Here is a 25383-nt window from a genome sequence, read left to right as displayed (position 1 = left end):
GGTCGGGTCAGGCACCTGCCTCCCGGAGCAGGATGTCCACCGCGGCGTCGTTGCGAGCGGTCTCCCGCTCGATCACGTCACCCGGTGGGTAGAAGCCGTCGAGACCGCCGCCGTTGGACGGGTACATCTCGAAGGTGAACGCCAGGATCTTGTGCTGGCCCCACATCCAGTCGAGGCTGTCGCCGTCGGTGACGTAGAGCTCGCTGGACTGCTGCGGGGTGTAGCCGTTGGTGTCGGCCATCTCGGTGCCGACGCGGGCGAAGCGGTCGTACTCCTGCTGGGTCATGCCCTCGGTGACCTGGTCGGAGGTGTGGCCGAAGGGCCACAGCACCAGCTCGGAGTAGGTGTGGAAGTCCACCGCGGCCTTGATCTGCTGGGTGCCGCCGACCACGCGCGAGTTGATGAAGTCGCGCATCGCCGCGGCCTCCGGCGAGGACCAGGCCTCGGTGCCCCGGTAGGTCTCGTCGGCGGGGTCGTCGCTGGCGCCGCCGCAGCAGCCCCACATGAAGCCCCAGTTGCGGTTGACGTCGGTGCCCTGGTCCTGGCGGTTCTTGCGCCAGCCCTGGTACTGGCCCGACTCCACGTCGTAGGACGAGCCGTCCGGGTTGACCGACGGGATGATCCAGATCTCGCGGTTGTCGACCGACTCCTTGACCGCCGGGTCCGAGTAGTTGTCGGTGAACCGCTGGGCGATGTGCAGGCACATCTCGGTGGTCAGGTGCTCGCGCGCGTGCTGGTTGCAGTCGAAGAGGACCTCGGGCTCGTCCTCGTCGGTGGCCACGTTGTCGCTGATCTTGAGCACCGGGATGTCGCGGCCCTCGAAGGACTTGCCCGCGCTGACCTTCGCGGCGATGTCCGGGTGGTCGGCCACGGTCTTGTCGAGCTCGGCGACCATCTCGTCGTAGTTGTGGTACGCCTCGTCGCCGGGCGGGAAGTCGCCCGGCGCCTTGGGCTGCGCGCCGTTGCGGCGCTGCAGCGCGTCGGCGACCTTGGTCTGCTCGGTGAGCTGGAAACCGCGAGCGCGCAGCTGCTCGGCCTCCGCTGCCGTCGCCTCCACGCTGGCGACCTGGTCCTTGGTGACCCCGAGGACCTCCGCGCCGCTGCGGTTGATCTCCGTGCGGGACGCGCTGTCGGTGTTCGGGACCGTGTAGACGGCCCGGTCTTGAGCGGACGTGTCGGTCGGTTCTGCGGCCAGTCCGGCCTGAACCGGTGCCAGCAGGACGAGCCCGGCCGCCGCAGCGACCAGCGCTGCCTTGCGCCGTGAACTGAACATCGGAACTCCGATCGATCACTGGAGGTGACCAAGGAAGAGTCCAAGAGGTGGGGACCATTGGCAACCGCGTGGCGAACTATGGTCGCCGCTGGAGCGTTTTCCCATTTCACAGCTGGTGCCGACACGCCACCGGTGTGTTGGTGTGACCCCGGGCCGGGTTCGCGGACACCGCGGGTGGGCTGCGATTACCCTGGTCGGTGTAGTTCCCCGCCCGGAAAGGTTGCTCATGCTCACCCGCTCCGACCTGCGCGGTCGTGTTCCGTCCACCGTCGAGCTGCGCGCCACGCTGCCGCGCGCCGAGATGGACGTCGAGCACGTGCTGCATCGGGTCCGGCCGGTGATCGACGACATCCGCGACCGCGGCGTGGACGCGGTGCTCGATCACACCCAGAAGTTCGACGGGGTCCGCCCCGAGCGGGTGCGGGTGCCCGCCGAGGAGCTGGCCCGCGCGCTCGACGAGCTCGACCCGACCGTGCGGTCCGCGCTGGAGGAGTCGATCGCGCGCGCCCGCCGCGTGCACGCCGACCAGCGCCGCACCGACACCACCACCCAGGTCGTGCCCGGCGGCACCGTCACCGAGCGCTGGGTGCCGGTCGCCCGCGTCGGCCTCTACGCGCCGGGCGGGCTGGCCGTCTACCCGTCGAGCGTGGTCATGAACGTCGTGCCGGCCCAGACCGCCGGTGTCGAGTCGCTGGTGGTGTGCAGCCCGCCGCAGGCCGAGTTCGGCGGCCTGCCGCACCCGACGATCCTGGCCGCCGCGCAGCTGCTCGGCGTCGAGGAGGTGTGGGCGGTCGGCGGTGCGCAGGCCGTGGCGCTGCTGGCCTACGGCGGTCACGACACCGACGGCGCGGAGCTGCTGCCGGCCGACATGGTCACCGGCCCCGGCAACGTCTACGTCACCGCGGCCAAGCGCCACCTGCGCAGCCTCATCGGCATCGACTCCGAGGCCGGGCCCACCGAGATCGCCGTGCTGGCCGACGGCACCGCCGACCCGGTGCACGTGGCCGCGGACCTGATCAGCCAGGCCGAGCACGACACGCTCGCGGCGAGCGTGCTGGTCACCACCTCCGAGGAGCTGGCCGACGCGGTCGACGCCGAGCTGGAGCGCCAGGTCGCCCAGACCAAGCACGTCGAGCGCATCCACACCGCCCTGACCGGGCGGCAGTCGGGCTGCATCCTCGTCTCCGGCATCGACGACGGGGTGCGGGTGGTCGACGCCTACGCGGCCGAGCACCTGGAGATCCAGACCGCCGACGCCGAGGCCGTCGCCGCGCGGGTGCGCAACGCGGGCGCGATCTTCGTCGGCCCGTACGCGCCGGTCTCGCTCGGCGACTACTGCGCGGGCTCCAACCACGTGCTGCCCACCGGCGGCTGCGCCCGGCACTCCTCGGGCCTGAGCGTGCAGAGCTTCCTGCGCGGCATCCACGTGATCTCCTACAGCGAGCAGGCCCTGCGCGACGTCGCCGACCAGGTCGTCGCCCTCGCCGACGCCGAGGACCTGCCCGCCCACGGCCAGGCCGTGACCGCCCGCTTCTGATCTCTTCCGAAGGACACCCATGAGTGACGTGCTCGGCGCCGACACGACGCTGGCCGATCTGCCGCTGCGGGACGACCTGCGCGGCCGCAGCCCCTACGGGGCTCCGCAGCTGGACGTCTCCGTCCGGCTCAACACCAACGAGAACCCCTACCCGCCGCCGCCCGAGCTGGTCGCCGACGTGACCGCCGCGGTCCAGGAGGCGGCCGCCGACCTGCACCGGTACCCGGACCGCGACGCCACGGCCCTGCGCGCCGACCTCGCCGCCTACCTGACCGAGGCCACCGGGGTCGCGCTGGCGACCGAGAACGTGTGGGCCGCCAACGGGTCCAACGAGGTGCTCCAGCAGATCCTGCAGGCCTTCGGCGGGCCCGGGCGCACCGCGCTGGGCTTCGAGCCCTCCTACTCGATGCACCCGATCCTGTCGGCGGGCACCCGCACCGACTGGCTGCCCGCGCCGCGCCGCGAGGACTTCAGCCTCGACGGCGCCGAGGCGGCCCGGCTGGTCGCCGAGAAGCGGCCCGACGTGGTGTTCGTGACCAGCCCGAACAACCCCACCGGCCAGTCCATCGCGCCCGAGGACCTGCTGGCGATCCTGGAAGCCGCGCCCGGCGTGGTCGTGGTCGACGAGGCCTACGCCGAGTTCTCCGCGCAGCCCAGCGCGGTGGAGCTGATCGAGCGGTTCCCGGCCAAGGTCATCGTCAGCCGCACCATGAGCAAGGCGTTCGCCTTCGCCGGCGGACGGCTCGGCTACCTGGCCGCCGCCCCGGCGATGATCGAGGCGCTGCTGCTGGTCAGGCTGCCGTACCACCTGTCGGCGGTCACCCAGGCCGCCGCCCGCGCCGCGCTGCGGCACGCCGAGGCGACGCTGGGATCGGTGCGGGCGCTCATCGACGAGCGGGAGCGCGTCGTGGCCGCGCTGACCGAGCTCGGGTTCACCCCGGCTCCCAGCGACGCCAACTTCGTGCTGTTCGGGCGCTTCGCCGACGCGCACCGCGCCTGGCAGCGCTACCTGGACTCCGACGTGCTGATCCGCGACGTCGGCATCCCCGGCCACCTGCGGGTCACCATCGGCACGCCCGCCGAGAACGACGCGTTCCTGGCGGCGAGCAAGGACGTCTTGGAGGAGATCGCACGGTGAGCACCTTCCAGCCCGGCACGCGGGTCGGCCGCGTCGAGCGCACCACCAAGGAGTCGTCGGTGCTGGTCGAGCTCGACCTCGACGGCACCGGTCAGGTCGACGTCGACACCACGGTCCCGTTCTACGACCACATGCTCACCGCCCTGGGCACGCACGCGGCGTTCGACCTCAAGGTCAAGTCCAGCGGCGACATCCACATCGACGCCCACCACACCGTCGAGGACACCGCGATCGTGCTCGGCCAGGCGCTGCGCCAGGCGTTGGGCGACAAGAAGGGCATCCGCCGCTTCGGCGACGCCTGGATCCCCATGGACGAGACGCTCGCGCACGCCGCGGTGGACGTCTCCGGCCGCTCGTACTGCGTGATGACGGGGGAGCCGGAGGAGTACAACAGCTTCACCATCGGCGGGAACTACCCGTTCGTGCTCAACCGGCACGTGTTCGAGTCGCTGGCGTTCCACTCGCAGATCAACCTGCACACGCGGGTGATCCACGGCCGGGACCCGCACCACATCGCCGAGGCCGAGTACAAGGCGATCGCCCGCGCCCTGCGCGCCGCCGTCGAGCCGGATCCCCGCTTCGCCGGCGTCGTCCCGTCCACCAAGGGCGCTCTCTGACGGGGCATCACCGCAGGTAGTCGGGTTGCGGCGGAGCGTCACGTCGCTTCGCGGTGGGTCCGGGTTCACCTCCTGGAAACCCGAACGCCGCACGCCTGTGTCCTGGCGGGGTGACGCTGGGAGGCGTGCGTGCTTCCGGCCCCGACGTCCCGATGACCGGGCGGTTCGGCCCCGCCTCGGCGTCCCAGCCCTCGGTGGGCGGGGTCGTCGTGGACGGCCGGTCGATCGCGCTGCGGCTCGGGTACGTCGGGTCCGACTTCGCGCGCTTCGCGATCCGCGCGGGCGGCGGATCCGCGGCGCCGTGCCTGGTCGACGTGCTCGGCGAGAAGTACGTGACGATCCCGGTCGCCGCGCGGTACCGGGTCGCGGTCGAGGGGCCGAGTGACATCCGGATGGAGCTGGGCGGTTCTCTCGGTGGTTCCGCGTCCCGCGTCGACGTCCAGGCCCGCCACACCGCTCGCGGCCTGGTCCTGGAGCTCCGCAACAACGGTCTCCACGAGGTCGGTCTCGACCTGCGCGCCCGGGCGCACGCCGACCACGAGACCAGCGTCCGCCTCGCCGGCGGCGGCGCGCTGCCGCTGTTCTGGCCGGTGCCCGACGGCCACTACGACCTCGAGGTGACCTCCCCGGAAGACGACGCCTTCCACCGCCGCGTCCGAGGCAAGACCGAGCCCCACCCGGCCGACTAGCACCTCTCGCGGCGCGCGGAACTCAGCAGCGGACAGTTTTAGTCCAAATCACCCAGGGTCGATGTCCCTTTTGTCCGGACAGTTTTCGCTAAAACTGTCCACTGCCCACGCACGAGCACGACGCCACCAGCCACCCCGACCCCGGAAAAGCGCGATGCCGCCCCCGGGGTTCGGGGGCGGCATCGCGGGGAGCGGGAGGTCAGACCTTCTCGGGGGTCTTGTCGGTGGTCCCGCCTTCGCCGGAGGAGTCGGAGACGCCGTCGTCGACGAAGGTCTGCTCGTTGAACGGGGCGTTGCCGGTGAAGACCTGGCGCATCTGGTCGCGGTCCAGCTCCTTGGTCCACGAGCCGATCAGCACCGTGGCCACCGCGTTGCCCGCGAAGTTCGTCAGGGCGCGGGCCTCGGACATGAACCGGTCGATGCCCACGATCAGGCCGACGCCGTCGAGCAGCTCCGGCCGGTGCGACTGCAGGCCGCCGGCCAGGGTGGCCAGACCGGCGCCGCTGACGCCCGCCGCGCCCTTCGAGGCGATCATCATGAACAGCAGCAGGCCGACCTGCTCGCCGATCGACAGCGGGTCACCCATCGCGGTGGCGATGAACAGCGACGACATCGTCAGGTAGATCATCGTGCCGTCGAGGTTGAACGAGTAGCCGGTGGGCACCGTGATGCCCACGACCGGCTTGCTCACGCCCAGGTGCTCCATCTTCGCGATCAGCCGCGGCAGCGCGGCCTCCGACGACGACGTCGACAGGATCAGCAGGAACTCGCGGCCCAGGTAGCGCAGCAGCGAGAAGATGTTCACCCGCGCGAACAGCCACAGCACCGCGCCCAGCACGACGAAGATGAACAGCACGCACGTCGTGTAGAAGCCGAGCATGATCACCGCGAGGCCCTTGAGCGCGTCCACACCGGTCGCGCCGACCACGGCCGCGATGGCGCCGAACGCGCCGATCGGGGCCACCCACATGACCATGGCCAGGATCTTGAACACCAGGCGCTGGATATGCTCGATGCCGCGCAGGATCGGCTCGCCCTTGGAACCCATGCCCTGCAGCGCGAAACCGGCCAGCAGCGCGACCAGCAGCGTCTGCAGCACCTCGCCCTCGGTCAGGGCCGACACCAGCGTCTTCGGGATGATCCCGATCAGGAACTCGGTGGTGCTCTGCGATTCCTCACCGGCCTGCGCCGCGCCCGAGCCGCGCAGCTCTTGGGTGATGTGCAGGCCCTCGCCCGGGTGCAGCACGTTGCCGACGACGAGGCCGATGACCAGCGCGACCACCGACATGATCATGAAGTAGACGAGCGCCAGACCGCCCACCCGGCCGACCTTCGCGGCCTTGCGGACGCTGCCGACGCCGAGCACGATCGTGCAGAAGATGATCGGCGAGATCATCATCTTGATCAGGTTCACGAAGCCGGTGCCCAGCGGTTTGAGGGCCTTGCCGACGTCGGGGGCGACGAAGCCGACGACGATGCCCGCCACCACCGCGACGATCACCGCGATGTAGAGGTAATGCGTTCTGTCCCGACGTGCCGTCGGCGCAGCATCATTGCTTGCCACTGTTGAACTCCTTGCGGGGCCGGTGCCTCCGGGTCACGGACGACTCACCGTGCGTGTCCCAGGTCACGGGAAGATCTGGTCGGAGACTATGCGAGCTTTGTATCAACGCCGTCTCGCTTCTGTTCATTGTGTTCACATCGGCGACATGAGTGAGTGATGTCCAGATACCGGAACCGGTTCGCTCCCAGGTGGAGCCTGGCCCGCCAGTTGTTCGTGCTGCAGATCGTCGTGGTGGCGGTCGTGGTGCTCGCCGGAGCCGCTCTGGCCTGGTACGACGCCGACCGCCGCACCACCGAGGCCGCGCGCGGCGAGGTCGTGGCCGTGGCGCGCACGCTGGCCGATCAGCCCGCCGTGGCCGATGCCCTGGCCGGACCGGATCCGACCGCGACCCTGCAGCCGCTGGCCGAGCGGATCCGCGCCGACACCCGGGCCGACTTCATCACGATCATGTCCCCGCAGGGCATCCGCTACACCCATCCCGACCCGTCGCGCATCGGCAAGCCGTTCCGCGGCAACATCGATCCCACCCGGATGCTCGTCGAGACCTACACCGGCACCCTCGGCCCGTCGGTGCGCGCGGTCGTCCCGGTCTACCGCGATTCCCGGCTGGTGGGACTGGTGGCCGACGGCATCACCGTGCGGGTGCTCACCCACGAGCTGCGCAGGCAGCTGACCGCGCTGCTGCTGGCCGCCGGCGGCGCGCTGCTGCTCGGCGGGGCGCTGACCTACCTGGTCAACGCCCGGATCCGGCGGCACACCCACGGCATGCGCCCGGCAGAGCTGTCGCGGATGTACGAGTACCACGACGCGATCCTGCACGCGGTGCGCGAAGGACTGCTGCTGGTGGCGCCGGACGGCCGCGTGACCCTGTGCAACGATGGTGCCGCTGTGCTGCTGTCGCTGGATTCCACCGAGGTCGAGGGCGAGCGGGTGTCCGCGCTGGACCTGCCGCCGTCCCTGGTGGAGACCCTCGGGCGCCGCGCGGTCCGCGACGAGGTGCACCTCACCGACGACCGCGTGCTGCTGGTCAACATCTCCCCGGTGCGCAGCGACGGACGCGACCTGGGCACCGTCGTGACGCTGCGGGACCACACCGAGCTGCAGGCGCTCAGCGGCGAGCTCGACTCGATGCGCGGCTTCGCCGAATCGCTGCGCTCGCAGGCCCACGAGTCCGCGAACCGGCTGCACACCGTCGTCTCGCTGATCGAGCTCGGCCGCACCGAGGAGGCCGTCGGGTTCGCCACCGCCGAGCTGGACCTCGCGCAGCGGCTCACCGACCAGGTCGTCGGCGCCGTCGGCGAACCGGTGCTGGCGGCGCTGCTGCTGGGCAAGAGCGCCGAGGCGGGGGAGCGCGGCGTGGAGGTCGTGCTCGGCGAGGACACCGAGGTCGACGACGCGGCGCTGGAACACCTCGGATCCCGGGACCTGGTGACGATCCTGGGCAATCTCATCGACAACGCGGTGGAGGCGGTGACCGACGTGCCGAACCCGCGCGTGGAGGTCACGCTGCGGTCCACATCGGACGGTGTGCTGATCCGGGTCGCCGACAACGGTCCCGGCGTGCCCGCGGGCACCGGCGAGCTGTTCCGGCGCGGCTGGTCGACGAAGTCCGGGGACCGGGGGCTCGGGCTGGCGCTGGTCGGGCAGAGCGTGCGGCGGCTCGGCGGGACCGTCGACGTCGGCGGCGAGGACGGTGCGGTGTTCACCGTGCGGTTGCCGGGGGTGGCGCGGTGATCTCGGTGCTGGTGGTCGAGGACGACCCGGTGGCGGGCGAGGCGCACGAGGCCTATGTCGGCCGCGTCGAGGGCTTCAGCGTCGCCGGCCGGGTGCGGACCGGGCAGGCGGCGCTGCGGTTCGTCGAGCACACCTCGGTTGATCTGGTGCTGCTGGACCTGCGGCTGCCGGACATGGACGGGCTGCAGGTGGCTCGGGCGCTGCGCACCGCCGGGCTGCCGATCGACGTGATCGCGGTGACCTCGGCCCGGGACCTGAAGGTGGTGCGCGCGGCGGTCTCCAGCGGCGTCGTGCAGTACCTGCTCAAGCCGTTCACCTTCGCCGCGATGCGGGAGAAGCTGGAGCACTACGCGCGTTTCCGCGCCACCCTCGGCCAGGACCGCGAGGTGCAGGGCCAAGCCGAGATCGACCGCGCCTTCTCCACCCTGCGCGGCGTGGACCGCCAAGCCCTGCCCAAGGGCATGGGCGAGGAAACCCTCGCCGCCGTCATCACCGCGCTCCGCGCCATGCCCTCCGGCGGCTCCGCCGGCGCGGTCGGCGAGGCCGCCGGGGTCTCCCGCGTCACCGCCCGCCGCTACCTCGAATACCTCTCCGGCACGGGCATGGTCGAACGCCTCCCCACCTACGGCACCGTCGGCCGCCCCGAGATGACCTACACCTGGATCGGCGAGTCCTGACCCCGGTCAAATCCTGCGGTATTCGACCCGACAAATCCTGCGGTATTCGTCGGGTCGAAAACCGCGGTATTCGACCCGACGAAAACTGCGGTATTTGACCGGTCGAAAACCGCAGGATTCGACTTGAGTCATGCCTTCGGGTCGGTTGTGGGGCGGAGGAGGGGTGCGCCGGGGCCGAGTTCGGCGTAGCGGTCCTCGGGGTTGTGCAGGACGCAGGTGCGCAGGGAGAGGCAGCCGCAGCCGATGCAGCCGGTGAGGTTGTCGCGGAGCCGTTGCAGGCCGTCGATGCGGGCGTCGAGCTCGTCGCGCCAGCGCTTGGACAGCCTCGCCCAGTCGGCCTTGGTGGGGGCGTGGTCGTCGGGCAACGTGGCGAGGGCGTCGGAGATCTGCTCCAGGCTGAGACCGACCCGCTGGGCGGCGCGGATGAACGCGAGCCTGCGCAGCACGGCGCGCTGGTAGCGGCGCTGGTTGCCGGTGGTGCGGGTGGAGGTGATCAGGCCGCGCTCCTCGTAGAAGCGCAGCGCGGTCTGGGCGACGCCGCTGCGGTGCGCGACCTCCCCGATGGTCAGCAGCGCGGGTAGTTTCGTCACGTCCGCCAGGCTAGCCGAGACCTCGACATTGGTGGAGGTCCTGGTTTCGAGTTCGCTCGAAGTTCAACCCGGGACGACCGCGTTCGCCGACGGCTCCCGCACGGGTGGGGGAAAGGGGTGGCGTGAGGCCGGTAGCCTGAAGCCGTGGCACGAGTCGTCATCTTGGACTACGGATCAGGCAACCTCCGCTCCGCCGAACGCGCGCTGCAGCGCGCAGGCGCCGACGTCGAGGTGACCGCCGACCATCGTGCCGCCGTCGAGGCGCAGGGGCTGGTGGTGCCCGGCGTCGGCGCGTTCGCGGCCTGCATGGACGGGCTGCTGGGTGTCGGCGGCGACAAGATCATCGACCAGCGGCTGGCCGGTGACCGCCCGGTGCTGGGCATCTGCGTGGGCATGCAGGTGCTGTTCGACCAGGGCGTCGAGCACGGGGTGCAGGCCGACGGCTGCGGCCAGTGGCCCGGCACCGTCGAGCGGCTGCAGGCCGACGTGCTGCCGCACATGGGCTGGAACACCGTGCGGGCACCGGAGGACAGCGTGCTGTTCGCCGGGCTGGACGCCGAGACGCGCTTCTACTTCGTGCACTCCTTCGCGGTCCGCGAGTGGCAGCTGGAGAGCTCCGACTCGATCACCCCGCCCCGGGTGACCTGGGCGGAGCACGGCGAGCCCTTCGTGGCCGCCGTCGAGAACGGGGCGCTGATGGCCACCCAGTTCCACCCGGAGAAGTCCGGCGACGCCGGGGCACGTCTGCTGCGCAACTGGCTGGACGTGCTGTGATGCGGCGGCACGGGCTGTTCGGCCCGAACGCGGTCCGCGTCATCGCGCTGGTGCTCGCCGTCGGCATGGCCTCCTCGATCGGCGCTCCGTACCTCATCCAGGCCGGGGTGCCGCTGGCCGTGGTGATCGCGCTGATCGTGCTGGTGCTGGCCGTGCCGGTGCTGGCCATCGTGCGCAGCGAGAAGTCGCGCCGCTGAACTGCGGCGTTGTCCGGGGTGGCCGGGTGCTCGCGTCCCGGACGGCGTCATTAGGGTTGTGGGCGTGAGCTTCACTCTGCTTCCCGCTGTTGACGTTGCCGATGGGCAGGCCGTCCGCCTCGTGCAGGGCGCCGCCGGAACCGAGACCTCCTACGGTGATCCGCTGGAGGCCGCGCTGACCTGGCAGCGCGCGGGCGCGGAGTGGGTCCACCTGGTCGACCTCGACGCCGCCTTCGGCCGCGGCAGCAACCGCGAGCTGCTGGCCGAGGTCACCGCCAAGCTGGACGTGCGGGTCGAGCTCTCCGGCGGCATCCGCGACGACGCCTCCCTGGAGGCCGCGCTGGCCACCGGCTGCGCGCGGGTCAACCTCGGCACCGCCGCGCTGGAGAACCCGGAGTGGGCCGACCGCGTCGTCGCCGAGTACGGCGACCGCGTGGCCGTCGGCCTCGACGTGCGCATCACCGAGGAAGGCCACCGCCTGGCCGCCCGCGGATGGACCAAGGACGGCGGCGACCTGTGGGAGGTGCTGGCGCGCCTCGACGCCGCCGGCTGCCGCCGCTACGTCGTCACCGACGTCAGCAAGGACGGCACGCTGCAGGGCCCGAACACCGACCTGCTGCGCCAGGTCTGCGAGCGCACCGACGCCGCGGTCATCGCCTCCGGCGGCGTGTCCAGCGTGGACGACCTGGTGGCCCTGTCGAAGCTGGCCCCGGCCGGTCTGGAGGGCTCCATCGTCGGCAAGGCCCTCTACGCCCAGAACTTCACCCTGGAAGAAGCCCTCGCCGCCGTCCGCTGAGGCTGGCTCTACCCTGGTACGCATGGGTGTCGCCGTGCGTGTGATCCCGTGCCTGGACGTGGACCAGGGGCGGGTCGTCAAGGGAGTCAACTTCACCGACCTCCGGGATGCCGGTGATCCGGTGGAGCTCGCCTCGGCCTACGACGGCGAGGGAGCCGACGAGCTGACCTTCCTGGACGTCACGGCCTCGTCGTCGGATCGCGAGACGACCTTCGACGTGGTGCGGCGCACGGCCGAGCAGGTGTTCATCCCGCTGACCGTCGGCGGCGGGGTGCGCAGCCCCGAGGACATCGACCGGTTGTTGCGGGCCGGGGCCGACAAGGTCAGCCTGAACACCGCCGCGATCGCGCGTCCCGAGCTGCTCAACGAGTCCTCGAAGCGCTTCGGCGCCCAGTGCGTGGTGCTGTCGGTGGACGCGCGGCGGGTGCCCGAGGGCGGGCAGCCGACGCCGTCCGGGTTCGAGGTCACCACGCACGGCGGCCGCAAGGGCACCGGCATCTGCGCCGTCGAGTGGGCCCGCAAGGGCCAGGACCTGGGCGTCGGCGAGATCCTGCTGAACTCGATGGACGCCGACGGCACCAAGGCCGGGTTCGACCTGGAGATGATCCGGCAGGTGCGCGAGGTCGTCGACGTGCCGCTGATCGCCAGCGGCGGCGCCGGTGCCGTCGAGCACTTCGCGCCCGCCGTGCACGCCGGGGCCGACGCGGTGCTGGCCGCCAGCGTCTTCCACTTCGGACAGCTGCGCATCGGCGAGGTCAAGGACGCCATGCGCGCGGAAGGGATCACGGTCCGATGAGCGAGCTCGACCCGAAGATCGCCGACCGGCTCAAGCGCAACGCCGACGGCCTGGTCGCCGCGATCGCGCAGCAGCGCGGCACCGGTGAGGTGCTGATGATGGCGTGGATGGACGACGAGGCGCTGCACCGCACGCTCACCACCCGCCGCGCCACCTACTTCTCCCGCAGCCGCGGCACCTACTGGGTCAAGGGCGAGACCTCCGGCCACACCCAGCACGTGCACGAGGTCCGGCTGGACTGCGACGGCGACACGATCCTGCTCTCGGTGGACCAGCAGGGCGCCGCCTGCCACACCGGCGACCACACCTGCTTCGACGCCGACGTCCTGCTGCCCGCGGACTGACCCGGGGCCTCGCGATCAGGCGAGGTCGAGGTCGCCGATGAGGTAGCGCTGGAGGTTGGGGCCGACGGTGGCCGCGACGGTGTCGACGTCGGCCGAGGCCAGCGGCTCGATGCGGACGACGTAGCGGGCCATGCCCAGTCCGACGAGCTGGGAACCGCACAGCGCCACCCGCATCTCGCCGCGATCCACGCCCAGGGCCGCGACCAGGCGGTTGAACAGCACGTTCTGCACGAACTCGCGGAGCATCGCCACCGCCTGCTCGTTGCCGGCGACGCTGCGGATCAGGGCCGCGAACTGCCCGCCGCCGACGCCGTCCCAGGCGGTGACGAAGCGGCGGATGATCCGCTGGCCGATCTGCTCGCGCGGCCCGTCGAGGACCTCGCAGATGACCTCGGCGGGGTTGATCGGGATCTGCACCGCCGCGGTGAACAACCCCTCCTTGCCACCGAACCAGTGGTTCACCATGGCCGGGTCGACGCCCGCGTTGCCCGCGATGGCGCGGACGGTGGCCCCGTCGTAGCCCTGCTCGGCGAACACCTCGCGGGCCGAGGTCAGCAGCGCCTCCTTGGTGTCGGCGCCTTGGGGCCTGCGGCCTCGCCGCTTCGGTTCGGTCGTGCTCACCCGTCCATCCTCGCGGCACCGGCACCGGGGAGGCAAAGCGGAGGTCCCGCACCGGCGCCGAGGGCTGCGCGGCACAATGACGGGCATGGTCGGCGATGGTGAGATCGGCAGTGTGAGCCCAGGACGCGAGGAGTTCCGGAGCCTGGCGGCGGAACACCGGGTGATCCCGGTGGTGCGGCGGTTGCTGGCGGACGACGAGACCCCGCTGGGGGTCTACCGCAAGCTCGCCGGGAACCGCCCCGGCACGTTCCTGTTCGAGTCCGCCGAGAACGGTCGCTCCTGGTCGCGATGGTCCTTCGTCGGGGCCCGCAGCGCCGCCGCCCTCACCGTCCGCGACGGCGAGGCGCACTGGACCGGCACGCCGCCGGTCGGCCTGCCCTCCAGCGGCGACCCGCTGGAGGCGCTGCGCGAGACGGTCCGGCTGCTGCACACCGACCCGCTGCCCGGCCTGCCGCCGCTGACCGGCGGGATGGTCGGCTACATGGGCTACGACACCGTGCGCAGGCTGGAGCGGCTGCCCGACCTGACCGAGGACGACCTGCAGATCCCCGAGCTGGTGATGCTGCTGGCCACCGACCTGGCGGCGCTGGACCACCACGAGGGCACGATCACGCTCATCGCCAACGCGGTGAACTGGGACGACAGCCCGGAGCGGGTGGACGCGGCCTACGACGACGCGGTACGCCGCCTCGACGTGATGACCGAGCAGCTGCAGACCCCGTCGGCGCCGACGGTCGCGACGTTCGCCCGGCCCGCGGCGGACTTCCGCCGCAAGCGGCAGCCCGAGGAGCACCACGCGGCGGTGGAGAAGGCCAAGGAGGCCATCCGCGCCGGTGAGGCGTTCCAGGTGGTGGTCTCGCAGCGCTTCGAGATGGACATCGACGCCGACGCGCTCGACATCTACCGGATCCTGCGCACCACCAACCCGAGCCCGTACATGTACCTGCTGCGGCTGGACGACCCGAACGGCGGCAGCCCGTTCGACATCGTCGGGTCCAGCCCGGAATCGCTGGTCACCGTGCAGGACAGGCAGGCCACCACGCACCCGATCGCGGGCACCCGCTGGCGCGGCGCCGACGAGGACGAGGACGCGCTGCTGGAGAAGGACCTGCTCGGCGACGAGAAGGAGCGGGCCGAGCACCTGATGCTGGTCGACCTGGGCCGCAACGACCTGGGCCGGGTGTGCAGCCCGGGCTCGGTGCGGGTGGTCGACTTCTTCCGCATCGAGCGCTACAGCCACGTCATGCACATCGTCTCCACCGTCACCGGGCGGCTCGCCGACGACAAGACCGCCTTCGACGCGGTCGCGGCCTGCTTCCCGGCGGGCACGCTGTCGGGCGCGCCGAAGCCGCGCGCGCTGGAGCTGATCGAGGAGCTGGAGCCGACGCGGCGCGCCCAGTACGGCGGCGTGGTCGGCTACCTCGACTTCGCGGGCAACGCCGACACCGCCATCGCGATCCGCACCGCGCTGGTCCGCGACGGCCGCGCCTATGTGCAGGCCGGGGGCGGCATCGTGGCCGACTCGGACCCGGTGGCCGAGGACCAGGAGTGCCTGAACAAGGCCCGCGCGGTGCTCAACGCGGTGGCCACGGCCGGGACGCTGACGGCCCCCGCCGACCAGGAGGATCGCGTTGACCAGCGCGTCTGAGCCGCGCTCGAAGGGACTGCTCTGGGCGGTGCTGCTGCTGGTGCTGGCCGGGGCCGGAGCGCTGTGGGCCGCCTCGGGCCTGACCTGGGTCGAGCAGCTGTTCCGGACGCCGATGGGCACGGACACCACCAGCACCGCGACCGGTGCCGTACTCCGCCCGGAGCTCGTGCCGATGGCGCTGGCGGCGCTGGCCGCGGTGGCCGCGGTGCTGGCCACCGGAGGACTGCTGCGCCGCGTGGTGGGGCTGCTGATCGCGCTGGCCGGTGCGCTGCTGGTCTGGCGCAGCTACACCATGTTCAGGGGCAACTGGTTCGCCTACCTGCCCGATGGCGCCCCACCCGGCAGCACTTCGATCGGCTACGCCTCCACGTCGGTGATCGGCCCCGGCCTCATGGTGCTGGGCGCGGTGCTGCTGCTGGTGGCCGGTGTGCTGGTGGTGGTGCGCGCGGGCCGGATGCCCGCGATGGGTGCGCGCTACTCCGCGCCGGGCGCCGCGAAGGAGCAGAAATCCCAGGATCCGGACAGGCGGTTGTGGAACGAACTGGACGCCGGTCGCGATCCCACCGACGAAGACGATCGCTGAAGGATCTCCAGCACCATCAAAACTGTTGTTCGACGTCCTCCGGAGCGGTTCTTCCCGCGTGAGGCCAGGGCCGAAGGTCCTTGTTGCGCTGGGACTCCGGGCCCACCCCTTGGTAAGGGGGTCGATTGGTGAGGTTTAGCATCGGCCATGCGACGGCACGGCGGGAAGGGGAGTGTCGTGATCGAGCGCAATGAGTTCAACCGCGCATTCAGCAGGGTCTGGGCATTGCGGGTGAGTGTTCGGGGCACAGCCGGCGAGGTGTTCGCGTGACCGTTCTGGAAGACATCATCGAAGGCGTCCGCGAGGATCTCGCGGTCCGCGAGTCGGCGATTCCGTTCGACGAGATCAAGCAGCTGTCGGCGGCCGCCGCGCCGCCGCACGACGTGCTCGCGGCGCTGAAGTCGCAGGGCGTGGGCGTCATCGCCGAGGTCAAGCGGCGCAGCCCGTCCAAGGGCGAGCTGGCCGAGATCGCCGAGCCGGCCGATCTGGCCGCCGACTACGCCGACGCGGGTGCCCGCGTGATCAGCGTGCTCACCGAGCAGCGCCGCTTCGGCGGTTCGCTGGCCGACCTGGATTCGGTGCGCAAGCGCGTCCCGGGCACGCCGATCCTGCGCAAGGACTTCGTGGTCAGCCCGTACCAGGTGCACGAGGCCCGCGCGCACGGCGCGGACATGGTGCTGCTCATCGTGTCCGCCCTGGAGCAGAACGTGCTGGAGGCGCTGCTCGACCGGGTCGAGTCGCTGGGCATGGCCGCGCTGGTCGAGGTGCACACCGCCGAGGAGTCCGACCGGGCGCTGGAGGCGGGCGCGAAAATCATTGGCATCAACGCCCGCAACCTGCATACGCTCGAGGTCGACCGCGACGTGTTCGGCCGGATCGCTCCGGGGCTGCCGCAGGACGTCCTCAAGGTCGCCGAGTCCGGAGTGCGCGGTCCCAGCGACCTGATGGCCTACGCGGGTTCCGGCGCCGACGCCGTGCTGGTCGGCGAGGGCCTGGTGACCAGCGACAACCCGAAGTCGGCGGTGAACCAGCTGGTGACCGCCGGGTCGCACCCGGCATGTCCGCGTCCGAGCCGCTGAGGTTCGACGGCGCGGCGTGCGAAGCACAGGAGGTAAGGCAATGACCGTCGGGGCTGACGCCGCGCGCGCCCACCGCCAGGGCACCCCCGTGCCCGAGGGGCACGATCCGGACGGGCGCGGGCACTTCGGCGACTACGGCGGCCGGTTCATGCCCGAGGCGCTGATCGCGGCGCAGGACGAGCTCGCCGCCGAGTACGCCAAGGCCCAGCAGGACCCGGCGTTCCTCGCCGAGCTCGACGAGCTGCTGCGCAACTACGCGGGCCGCCCGTCGCTGCTGACCGAGGCCAAGCGCTTCGCCGAGCACGCGGGCGGGGCCCGGGTGCTGCTCAAGCGCGAGGACCTCAACCACACCGGCTCGCACAAGATCAACAACGTGCTGGGGCAGGCGCTGCTGGTCAAGCGGATGGGCAAGCGCCGCGTCATCGCCGAGACCGGCGCCGGCCAGCACGGCGTCGCCACCGCCACGGCCTGCGCGCTGCTCGGCCTCGAGTGCGTGATCTACATGGGCAAGGTCGACACCGAGCGCCAGGCCCTCAACGTGGCGCGGATGCGGCTGCTGGGCGCCGAGGTCATCCCGGTGGCCAACGGCTCGGCGACGCTCAAGGACGCCATCAACGAGGCGCTGCGCGATTGGGTCGCCAACGTCGACCACACCCACTACCTGCTGGGTACCGCCGCGGGCGCGCACCCGTTCCCGATGATGGTGCGCAACTTCCACCGCGTGATCGGCGACGAGGCCCGCGAGCAGACCCTGGAGATGACCGGCAGGCTGCCGGACGCCGTGGTGGCCTGCGTCGGCGGCGGCTCGAACGCGATCGGCATCTTCCACGGCTTCATCGACGACGCCGACGTGCGCCTGGTCGGCTTCGAACCGGCCGGTCACGGCATCGAGTCCGGCGAGCACGGCGTCACCCTCGGCGAGGGCACCCCGGGCACGCTGCACGGCGCCCGCTCCTACCTGCTGCAGGACGACGACGGGCAGGTCATCGAGGCCTACTCGATCTCGGCGGGGCTGGACTACCCGGGCGTCGGCCCGGAGCACTCCTACCTCAAGGACACCGGTCGCGCCGAGTACCGCTCGGTGACCGACGACGAGGCGATGCAGGCCTTCCAGCTGCTCTCCCGCACCGAGGGCATCATCCCGGCGATCGAGTCCGCGCACGCCCTGGCCGGGGCGATCAAGCTCGGTCAGGAGCTGGGCGAGGACGGGCTCATCGTGGTCAGCCTCTCCGGCCGGGGCGACAAGGACATGGACACCGCGGCGAAGTACTTCGGGCTCGTCGACGACGAGGAGGCGTGATGAGCCTGCGTGAGGTGTTTGCGGCGTGCCGCGGGGAATCCCGGGCGGCGCTGATCGGCTACCTGCCCGCCGGGTACCCGACCGTCGAGGGCAGCCAGGAGCTGCTCAAGGCGATGGTCGAGGGCGGCTGCGACATCGTCGAGGTCGGGCTGCCGTTCTCCGACCCGGTGATGGACGGGCCCACGATCCAGGCCGCCAGCGAGACCGCGCTGCGGGCCGGCTTCCGGGTGCGGCAGGTCTTCGACGTCGTCTCCAGCATCGCCGAGGCCGGTGGCCGGCCGGTCGTGATGACCTACTGGAACCCCGTGCACCGCTACGGCGTGAACGCCTTCGCCCGCGATCTCAAGGCCGCGGGCGGGCTCGGCGTCATCACCCCGGACCTCATCCCCGACGAGGGCGAGGACTGGATCGCCGCCACCGACGAGCACGGGCTGGACCGGATCTTCCTGGTCGCGCCCTCGTCCACCGAGGAGCGGCTGGCGCTGACCGCCAAGTCCAGCAGCGGCTTCGTCTACGCCACCTCCGTGATGGGCGTGACCGGTGCGCGCGACTCGGTCGGCTCCGCCGCGTCCGGGCTGGTGGAGCGCACCCGCGCGCACACCGACCTGCCGATCGGCGTCGGCCTGGGCGTGCGCTCGCGCGAGCAGGCCGCCGAGGTGGCGCGCTTCGCCGACGGCGTGATCGTCGGCTCGGCGTTCGTCACCCGCGCCGAGCAGGACGGCCCCGACGGCGTCCGGGAGCTCGCGGCGGACCTGGCCGCGGGTGTGCGCGGGGCCTGATCCCCGGCACCACGACTTCGCGAAGGCGCCTCGGGTTCGTCGTCCGGCCGTGATGCCGCGTGGGGGGTGCTCACCGCCCGTGGACCGGCCGATACCGTAGTGGGCGTGAATGCTGCTTCGGCGACGCCGTTCCTGGCCAACATTCCCAGCCCTCCGCAGGGGGTTTGGTACATCGGTCCGATTCCGCTGCGCGCGTACGCGCTGTGCATCATCGTCGGCATCGTGCTGGCGGTGTGGATCAGCAACCGTCGCTGGATCGCGCGCGGTGGCCGGGAGGGCACCGTCGTCGACGTGGCGGTGTGGGCGGTGCCGTTCGGCCTCATCGGCGGTCGGCTCTACCACGTGGCCACCGACTGGTACAAGTACTTCGGTCCGGACAAGAACCCGCTGGACGCGCTGAAGGTCTGGGAGGGCGGCCTCGGCATCTGGGGCGCGGTCGCGCTCGGCGCCGTGGGTGCCTGGATCGGCTGCCGCCAGCGCGGCGTGCCGCTGCCCGCGTTCGCCGACACCGTCGCGCCGGGCCTGGTGCTCGCGCAGGCCGTCGGGCGGCTCGGCAACTGGTTCAACCAGGAGCTCTACGGCGGTCCGACGACCGTGCCGTGGGGTCTGGAGATCTACCGCCGCATCGACCCGGAGACCGGGCTGGCCGACCCGATCGCGGGCGTGGCCGTCGACCCGACGCCGATCACCGTGGTGCACCCGACGTTCCTCTACGAGCTGATCTGGAACGTGGGCGTGTTCCTGCTCGTGCTGTGGGCGGACCGCAAGTTCCGGATGGGCCACGGCCGCGTGTTCGCGCTCTACGTCGCCGGGTACACGGCCGGTCGCGTGTGGATCGAGATGATGCGCAGCGACGAGGCCACCCACATCCTGGGCATCCGGATCAACGTGTTCACCTCGCTGCTGGTGTTCCTCGCCGCCGTCGTCTACCTGCTGGTCGTCCGGGGCAAGCGGGAGGACCCGGCCCTCCTCGCCGGCAAGCCCTACCCGGAGGACATCCCGTCCACCGTGGAACCCTCGGACGACTCGGACACCGAGGAGCCGAAGTCCGGAGATTCGAAGGCCACCGAGGACAAGACCACCCCGGACTCAAAGGGCTCGACGGACTCGAAGGATTCGACGGACTCGAACTTGACGGACTCGAAGGATTCGACGGACTCGAACACCGAGTCACCAAGCGAAACCGCGCCAGACGAGGACAACTCCGGCTCGACCGAGGACGAGGCCTCCTCGGCGCCCTCCGACAAGGACGTCAAGAGCCAGTCCTGACCCCGGCACCATCACGAGGCCGCGGACTCCCAACCGGAGCCCGCGGCCTCTTCGCTGTGCAGCCGAGGGCGGAGGCGCTGCAGCGGGGACAGTTTTAGCCAGAATCGCCCGGGATCTGAGGGGTGAAATCCCGGGCGATTCTGGCTAAAACTGTCCCCTGGTAACCACTCGCGCCCCGAGAACCCCCGATTTCAAGGGAAGTCGGGGACTCCGGTTTCGGTGGACGCCGGGACGTCGGGGTTGGGCGGGGAGTTGTGGACTCAGGGGGCGCCGAGGGTGTGGGAGAGGTGGTCGGCGGCGCGGGTGACCGCGGTGGCTGCGGCGGTGAGGTCGTTGGGACCGAGGCGGAGCGTCGGGCCTGAGATGTTGAGGGCGGCGATGGTGCTGCCGGTGAAGTCGCGGACCGGGGCGGCGACCGCGACCAGGCCCGGCTCGGTCTCCTCGACGGCTGTGCTGTGCCCGGCTTCGCGCTCGGTGGCCAGGCGGGCGCGGACGTCGTCGGGGGTGCGCGGGGCGCGTTCGGTGCCGGGCAGCGGGTCGGGCTGGGCCGCGAGCAGGGCGTCGACCTCCTCGTCGGGTCGCCCGAGCAGCAGGGCGCGGCCGCTGGAGGTGCAGTTGAGCGGGGACAGGCGGCCGATCCACTCGTGCGCCTGCAGCGCGTGCCCGGGACGTTCGGCGAGGACCGTGACGGCCGCGTTGCCGCTGAGCACGGTCAGGTAGGCGGCTTCGCCGACCGAGCGCATCAGTGAGCGCAGCACGGGTGCCGCCTGCCGCAGCAGGCGGCTGTCGCTGGCGGCCCCGGCCAGCGCGAACAGCTGCCAGCCCAGCCGGTACTCCAGGCTGTCCGGGTCGCGCTCCACGAACCCGCTCTCGGCGAGGGCCTTCAGCGTGCGGGAGACCTGCGTCTTCTCCTTGCCGAGCGCGTCGGCGACGCCCTGCACCCGCTGCGGCCCCGATCCCAGGGCTCGCAGCACGTCGAGCGCCCGGTGGACGCTGCTCAAGTTCTCGGTGGTCACGGCCTCACGATGTCATGATCGTGCGTATGCAGCAACAGTCGTTGCTCGATGAGCCCGCGCTGCCTACGGTCGTCTCCCATGTGTGGAATCGCCGCCCTTCACCACCCGCTGACCCGGCCCGCCGCGAACACCGGGGAGCGGATGCTCGCCGAGCTGGCGCACCGCGGCCCGGACGACCGCGATCGGCTGCCGGTCGGTGCGCACGCGTGGCTCGGGCACACCCGGCTGTCGCTGGTCGATCTCGACGGCGGGAGGCAGCCGCTCACCGCGGCCGACGGGTGGTCGCTGGTCTGCAACGGGGAGATCTACAACCACGCCGAGCTGCGCGCGGAGCTCGGCGAGCACGAGTTCCGGACGTCCTCGGACAGCGAGGCCGCGCTGGTGCTGCTGCGCCGGCGGGGTCCCGGCGCGCTGGCCGAGCTGCGGGGCATGTGGGCGCTGTGCGCGGCCGAACCCGGCGGTCGTTTCGTGGCCGCTCGCGACCGGCTCGGCATCAAGCCGCTGTACTGGGCGGAGTCGGGCGGCGTCCGGTACTTCGCTTCCGAGCTGCGCGCGTTCCCGGCCGCTGTGCGGCCCGCGGTGGAGACGTTCCCGCCGGGCTGCTGGTGGACCCCGGAGGACGGCCTGGGCCGCTTCGCCGACCCGGCACCGGACCTCGGGGAGCTGCCGAGCTGGGCGGATCTGCCGGCCGAGGTCGTCGAGAAGGCGACCCGGGAGGTGCTGGTCGACTCGGTGCGGCGGCACCTGATGGCCGACGTCGAGGTCGGCGTGTTCCTCTCCGGCGGCCTGGACTCCAGCGTGGTGGCCGCGATCGCCGCCGCGGAGTGCGCGGAGGCGGGCACGAGGCTGAAGACCTTCGCGGTCGGCACCGAGGGCTCGCCGGACCTGCTCGCGGCCCGCGCCGCGGCCGAGCACCTCGGCACCGAGCACCACGAGGCCGTCTTCGACGCGCGGCGGGCGGTGGCCGCGCTGGACGACGTGGTGGCCTCGGTGGAGTCGTTCGACGCGAGCCTGATCCGCAGCGCGGTGCCCAACTGGTTCCTCGCCGAGCTCGCCGCCGAGCACGTCAAGGCGGTGCTGACCGGGGAGGGCGCCGACGAGCTGTTCGCCGGGTACGGCTACTACCACCGCGCGCACGCCGACGACCTGCAGGACGAGCTGTCCCGCACGCTCGGCGCGCTGCACGGGCTGAACCTGCAGCGCTGCGACCGGGTCACGATGGCGCACGGCCTGGAGGCCCGCGTCCCGTTCCTCGACACCGAGGTCGTCGCGCACGCCACGTCGCTGCCGGAGGAGTTCAAGGCGCTGGAGGACGGAGTCGAAAAGGCCCACCTGCGAAGGGCTTTCACCGGATGGCTGCCCGAGGAGCTGCTGTGGCGGCGCAAGGAGCAGTTCGGCACCGGCAGCGGCGCCCAGGACCTGCTCACCCCGTACTGGGAGCAGCGCATCACCGAAGCCGAGCTCGCCGCCACCGACGCCCCGGTGCGCACCCGCGAGGAACTGGCCTACCACCGCGCATTCCGCCACCACCTCGACGGGATCCGCCCGGAAGCGGTCCTCACCCGCTTCGCCACGACCTAACGGGTCGGGGCGATCACCGGCGAGCCGTCGGGGGTGTGCAGGACGGTGACTCGGGCGGCGTAGCGCTCGGCGAGGGACGCCGGGGTGAGGACCTCGCCGGGGGTGCCCTCGGCGGCCACCGCGCCGTCGTCGAGCAGCAGCACGCGCTCGGAGTACTGGGCGGCCAGCGTCAGGTCGTGCAGCGTGGTCACGACCGTGGTGCCCAGCTCCGCGCGCAGCTCGTCGACCAGGTCGAGCAGGGTCTGCGCGTGGCCGATGTCCAGGCCGGTGGTGGGTTCGTCGAGCAGCAGGACCCCGGCGCGCTGCGCCAGCGCCCGGGCCAGCACGGTGCGCTGCCGCTCGCCGCCGGAGAGCGTGTGCAGCGCCCGTCCGGCCAGGTCCGTCAGGTCCAGGCGGGCGAGCAGTTCCTCGACGACCGCCAGGTCGCGGCGGCCTTCCCGGCCCAGCGGGCCGAGGTGCGGGGTGCGGCCGAGCAGCACGTAGTCGGTGACGGTGAGCCCCATCGGCAGCTGCGGGATCTGCGGGGCGTAGGCGAGGGTGCGGGCGCGTTCCCGGCGCGGCAGCGACGTCAGCGCGCGCCCGCCGACCCGCACCTCCCCGGTGTGCGGGAGCAGGCCGGCGATGGCCTTGAGCAGCGTGGACTTGCCCGCCCCGTTCGGCCCGATGATGCCCAGCCAGCCGCCACCGTCCACTGTGGTGGAGACGCCGGAAACGACGCGGTGGCGCCGGTATCCGGCCGCCAGGTCGCGGACCTCCAGGCGGCTCATGCCCGGCTCCGGTGCAGCAGGATCGCGAAGAACGGGGCGCCGGTGAACGCGGTGATCACGCCGATCGGGATCTCCGCCGGGGCCAGCAGGGTGCGGGCGAGCATGTCGGCCAGCACCAGGAACACCCCGCCGAACAGCAGCGACATCGGCACGATGATCCGGAACCCGCCGCCCAGCGCCAGCCGCACCAGGTGCGGCACGACGAGCCCGACGAACCCGATCAGCCCGGCCACGCTCACCGCCGCGGCGGTGGCCAGCGAGGCCGCGATCAGCACCAGCGCCCGCACCCGGCCCGGGTGCACGCCGAGCGAGGCGGCCTCCTCGTCGCCGGTGCCCAGCAGGTCCAGCAGCCGCGCGCACAAGCACAGCACCACCGCCGAGACCGCCAGGTACGGCAGCACGACGAGCACTTCCCGCCAGCCGGTGGTGCTCAGCCGCCCGAGGATCCACAGGTAGACCTGCTGCAGCGAGTCCACCCGCAGCTGCTGCAGGAACGTCTGACCGGCCGTGAGGAACGCGCCCACGGCGACCCCGGCCAGCACCAGCGTCGCGGTGTCCCGGCCCGCCGAGCGGCCCACCAGCCAGGTCAGCGCGACCCCGCCGAGGGCTCCGGCGAACGCCGCCGCCTGCACCGGGATCGACAGCCCGGCCTGCGGTGCGGCGGTGATCACCGCGGTGACGGCCAGGCCCGCACCGGCGGCGGAGCCGAGCAGGTAGGGGTCGGCGAGCGGGTTGCGGAACACTCCCTGGAACGCCGCGCCGGAGACCGCCAGCGCGGCCCCCACCAGCACGCCGAGCACGGTGCGGGGGACCCGCAGCTCCCACAGGATCGCCGCTTCGCGCTCCGACAGCGGCGACACCCCGCCGGTCAGCTGCGCGACGATCTCGGCCAGCACCCGCTGCCAGCCGAGCTCGGCCGCGCCCAGCAGCACCGACAGCAGCACGCCCACCACCAGCGCGGACACGCCGACGGCGAGGTGCCAGGGGCGAAGCCGGGTCGCTGCGATCAACCCTGCTGGGCCTTGCCGACCGCGTTGCTGATCGCGCGCACGAAGTCCACGACGCGCGGTCCCCAGCGGCTGGCGATGTCGTCGTCGAGCTCGACGACGTGGTGGCGCTGCACGGCGTCGACGGTGTTCCAGCCGGGCCGCGCGGCGATCGCGGCGGCGTTGACGCCGCAGCACTTGGTGTCGGCGGCGAAGATCAGGTTCGGGTTGGCCTGGACCACGTGCTCCTGCGAGAGCTGCGGGAACGGCCCGCCCGCCGGGTCGGCGATGTTGACCATGCCGAACTGCGAGTAGACGCTGCCGACGAAGCTCTGCGAGGTCGCGGTGTAGAGATCGGGGCTGACCTCGTGGAAGTAGGTCAGCGGCTGCGGGGGCTTGGGCGTCTTGGCCACGATGTCGGCGATGTCGGAGCGCATCTTCTGCACCATCGCGGTGGCCTGGTTGCCGTGCCCGGTGGCCTGCCCGATGACCTGGATCTGCTGGTAGGCGTCGTCCAGGCTGGCGGCCGACGGCGTCAGCAGCACCGGCACGTCGACGACCTTGAGGCCCTCGGCGAGCTGGGTGGCGTTGTCCGGGGCGATGACCAGGTCCGGCTTCTTGTCGGCCACGGCCGCCGCGTCGGCGGTGAACCCGGTCAGCTCGGTGCGCGGCGCGTTCGCCGGGTAGTTCGAGAACTTGTCGACGGCCACGACCTGATCGCCCGCGCCGAGCGCGAACAGCGTCTCGGTGGCCGACGGCGACAGCGACACGATCCGCTTGGGCTGCTGCAGCAGCGTCACCGGCTGGCCGCCGGGCAGCGACACCTTCGCCGGGAACGCCGAAGCGGGATCGTCGGGCACCACCGGTACCGGGGAGTGCTGGCGGGTCGCGCACGCCGTCATCAGGGTGAGCAGGGCGAACGCGGCCATCATCAGGGCGGCGAGACGGCGGAACCCGGTCATGTCTTCCCTCGGGTCGGAGCTGGGGCGAACGAGCACCCACCGTAGCGAGGGCGCTGAGCTGGAAAG

Annotated in this window: 26 protein-coding genes; 18 read left to right on the top strand and 8 right to left on the bottom strand. The window is 71.8% G+C overall.

The window, feature by feature from the left end:
• Positions 1-7: 7 nt before the first annotated feature.
• Complete coding sequence (locus BM424_RS01480; RefSeq protein WP_093413116.1) at positions 8-1273, bottom strand: M14 family metallopeptidase; 1266 nt, start codon at positions 1271-1273, stop codon at positions 8-10.
• Between the two features lie 226 nt (positions 1274-1499).
• On the opposite strand from BM424_RS01480, the gene hisD reads away from it, so the two are divergent.
• The 4 genes from hisD to BM424_RS01460 all read left to right on the top strand — a co-directional run bounded on the left by hisD (position 1500) and on the right by BM424_RS01460 (position 5254).
• Positions 1500-2810 carry a histidinol dehydrogenase gene (gene hisD, locus BM424_RS01475; RefSeq protein ID WP_093413115.1) on the top strand — a complete coding sequence of 437 codons (1311 nt, stop codon included), beginning with the start codon at positions 1500-1502 and terminating at the stop codon, positions 2808-2810.
• A 19-nt stretch (positions 2811-2829) separates the two neighbouring features.
• Positions 2830-3948, top strand: coding sequence for a histidinol-phosphate transaminase (locus BM424_RS01470; protein WP_093413113.1), 1119 nt, complete (start codon positions 2830-2832; stop codon positions 3946-3948).
• Entirely contained in the window at positions 3945-4565 is a 621-nt protein-coding gene (hisB, locus tag BM424_RS01465) for an imidazoleglycerol-phosphate dehydratase HisB (RefSeq protein ID WP_093413112.1), read from the top strand. The genes BM424_RS01470 and hisB overlap by 4 nt, the downstream gene beginning before the upstream one ends.
• 125 nt (positions 4566-4690) lie before the next feature.
• The gene (locus BM424_RS01460) at positions 4691-5254 is read left to right on the top strand and encodes a phospholipase domain-containing protein (RefSeq protein ID WP_139273984.1); all 564 of its coding nucleotides are present in this window, start codon (positions 4691-4693) and stop codon (positions 5252-5254) included.
• 199 nt (positions 5255-5453) lie between these two features.
• Here BM424_RS01460 and BM424_RS01455 read toward each other — a convergent pair whose 3' ends face one another.
• Positions 5454-6818, bottom strand: a complete 1365-nt coding sequence (locus tag BM424_RS01455; RefSeq protein ID WP_093413109.1) for a cation:dicarboxylate symporter family transporter — start codon at positions 6816-6818, stop codon at positions 5454-5456.
• A gap of 156 nt (positions 6819-6974) precedes the next feature.
• On the opposite strand from BM424_RS01455, the gene BM424_RS01450 reads away from it, so the two are divergent.
• Entirely contained in the window at positions 6975-8552 is a 1578-nt protein-coding gene (locus BM424_RS01450) for a sensor histidine kinase (protein ID WP_093413107.1), read from the top strand.
• Entirely contained in the window at positions 8549-9229 is a 681-nt protein-coding gene (locus BM424_RS01445) for a response regulator (RefSeq protein WP_093413106.1), read from the top strand. The genes BM424_RS01450 and BM424_RS01445 overlap by 4 nt, the downstream gene beginning before the upstream one ends.
• A 128-nt stretch (positions 9230-9357) precedes the next feature.
• Here BM424_RS01445 and soxR read toward each other — a convergent pair whose 3' ends face one another.
• Complete coding sequence (gene soxR / locus BM424_RS01440) at positions 9358-9819, bottom strand: redox-sensitive transcriptional activator SoxR (protein ID WP_093413104.1); 462 nt, start codon at positions 9817-9819, stop codon at positions 9358-9360.
• Positions 9820-9963: 144 nt separating this feature from the next.
• Here soxR and hisH point away from each other — a divergent pair, with 144 nt between their 5' ends.
• From hisH to hisI, 5 genes are all read left to right on the top strand, one after another.
• On the top strand, positions 9964-10593 hold the full coding sequence (hisH, locus tag BM424_RS01435) for an imidazole glycerol phosphate synthase subunit HisH (protein ID WP_093413103.1): 630 nt from the start codon (positions 9964-9966) through the stop codon (positions 10591-10593).
• Positions 10593-10790: a hypothetical protein gene (locus BM424_RS01430; protein ID WP_093413101.1), complete on the top strand. Its 198-nt coding sequence runs from the start codon at positions 10593-10595 to the stop codon at positions 10788-10790. Before hisH ends, BM424_RS01430 begins: the two co-directional genes overlap by 1 nt.
• Before the next feature lie 64 nt (positions 10791-10854).
• Positions 10855-11586 (top strand): bifunctional 1-(5-phosphoribosyl)-5-((5-phosphoribosylamino)methylideneamino)imidazole-4-carboxamide isomerase/phosphoribosylanthranilate isomerase PriA, encoded by a 732-nt coding sequence (gene priA, locus BM424_RS01425; protein ID WP_093413100.1) that lies wholly within the window; start codon positions 10855-10857, stop codon positions 11584-11586.
• 22 nt (positions 11587-11608) lie between these two features.
• Positions 11609-12382, top strand: a complete 774-nt coding sequence (hisF, locus tag BM424_RS01420; protein WP_093413099.1) for an imidazole glycerol phosphate synthase subunit HisF — start codon at positions 11609-11611, stop codon at positions 12380-12382.
• On the top strand, positions 12379-12726 hold the full coding sequence (gene hisI / locus BM424_RS01415; RefSeq protein WP_093413097.1) for a phosphoribosyl-AMP cyclohydrolase: 348 nt from the start codon (positions 12379-12381) through the stop codon (positions 12724-12726). Before hisF ends, hisI begins: the two co-directional genes overlap by 4 nt.
• Positions 12727-12741: 15 nt before the next feature.
• Here the strand turns inward: hisI and BM424_RS01410 are convergent, their stop codons facing one another.
• Entirely contained in the window at positions 12742-13347 is a 606-nt protein-coding gene (locus tag BM424_RS01410; protein ID WP_245775535.1) for a TetR/AcrR family transcriptional regulator, read from the bottom strand.
• Between the two features lie 85 nt (positions 13348-13432).
• On the opposite strand from BM424_RS01410, the gene BM424_RS01405 reads away from it, so the two are divergent.
• From BM424_RS01405 to lgt, 6 genes are all read left to right on the top strand, one after another.
• Complete coding sequence (locus BM424_RS01405) at positions 13433-14995, top strand: anthranilate synthase component I (protein WP_093414524.1); 1563 nt, start codon at positions 13433-13435, stop codon at positions 14993-14995.
• Positions 14979-15578 (top strand): Trp biosynthesis-associated membrane protein, encoded by a 600-nt coding sequence (locus BM424_RS01400; protein WP_245775534.1) that lies wholly within the window; start codon positions 14979-14981, stop codon positions 15576-15578. The genes BM424_RS01405 and BM424_RS01400 overlap by 17 nt, the downstream gene beginning before the upstream one ends.
• 266 nt (positions 15579-15844) lie before the next feature.
• On the top strand, positions 15845-16657 hold the full coding sequence (gene trpC, locus BM424_RS01395; RefSeq protein WP_093413093.1) for an indole-3-glycerol phosphate synthase TrpC: 813 nt from the start codon (positions 15845-15847) through the stop codon (positions 16655-16657).
• Between the two features lie 40 nt (positions 16658-16697).
• A complete protein-coding gene (gene trpB, locus BM424_RS01390) occupies positions 16698-17957 on the top strand; it encodes a tryptophan synthase subunit beta (protein WP_093413091.1) in 1260 nt (419 codons plus the stop codon).
• The gene (trpA, locus tag BM424_RS01385) at positions 17957-18736 is read left to right on the top strand and encodes a tryptophan synthase subunit alpha (RefSeq protein WP_093413090.1); all 780 of its coding nucleotides are present in this window, start codon (positions 17957-17959) and stop codon (positions 18734-18736) included. The genes trpB and trpA overlap by 1 nt, the downstream gene beginning before the upstream one ends.
• Positions 18737-18841: 105 nt before the next feature.
• Positions 18842-20005 (top strand): prolipoprotein diacylglyceryl transferase, encoded by a 1164-nt coding sequence (gene lgt / locus BM424_RS01380; protein ID WP_217649601.1) that lies wholly within the window; start codon positions 18842-18844, stop codon positions 20003-20005.
• A gap of 260 nt (positions 20006-20265) precedes the next feature.
• Here the strand turns inward: lgt and BM424_RS01375 are convergent, their stop codons facing one another.
• Positions 20266-21021: an IclR family transcriptional regulator gene (locus tag BM424_RS01375; protein ID WP_093413089.1), complete on the bottom strand. Its 756-nt coding sequence runs from the start codon at positions 21019-21021 to the stop codon at positions 20266-20268.
• 78 nt (positions 21022-21099) lie between these two features.
• Between BM424_RS01375 and asnB the strand changes: the two genes are divergently transcribed.
• Positions 21100-22602, top strand: a complete 1503-nt coding sequence (asnB, locus tag BM424_RS01370) for an asparagine synthase (glutamine-hydrolyzing) (RefSeq protein WP_093413087.1) — start codon at positions 21100-21102, stop codon at positions 22600-22602.
• Here asnB and BM424_RS01365 read toward each other — a convergent pair.
• The 3 genes from BM424_RS01365 to BM424_RS01355 are packed head-to-tail and all read right to left on the bottom strand — an operon-like array spanning position 22599 to position 25317.
• On the bottom strand, positions 22599-23369 hold the full coding sequence (locus BM424_RS01365; RefSeq protein ID WP_093413086.1) for an ABC transporter ATP-binding protein: 771 nt from the start codon (positions 23367-23369) through the stop codon (positions 22599-22601). The genes asnB and BM424_RS01365 overlap by 4 nt on opposite strands.
• On the bottom strand, positions 23366-24379 hold the full coding sequence (locus BM424_RS01360) for a FecCD family ABC transporter permease (RefSeq protein ID WP_093413084.1): 1014 nt from the start codon (positions 24377-24379) through the stop codon (positions 23366-23368). Before BM424_RS01360 ends, BM424_RS01365 begins: the two co-directional genes overlap by 4 nt.
• Entirely contained in the window at positions 24376-25317 is a 942-nt protein-coding gene (locus tag BM424_RS01355; RefSeq protein ID WP_093413082.1) for an ABC transporter substrate-binding protein, read from the bottom strand. The genes BM424_RS01360 and BM424_RS01355 overlap by 4 nt, the downstream gene beginning before the upstream one ends.
• Positions 25318-25383 lie beyond the last annotated feature (66 nt).

The organism is Saccharopolyspora flava (assembly GCF_900116135.1).
Taxonomy (GTDB): domain Bacteria; phylum Actinomycetota; class Actinomycetes; order Mycobacteriales; family Pseudonocardiaceae; genus Saccharopolyspora; species Saccharopolyspora flava.
This window is presented reverse-complemented; position numbering and strand designations above follow the sequence as displayed.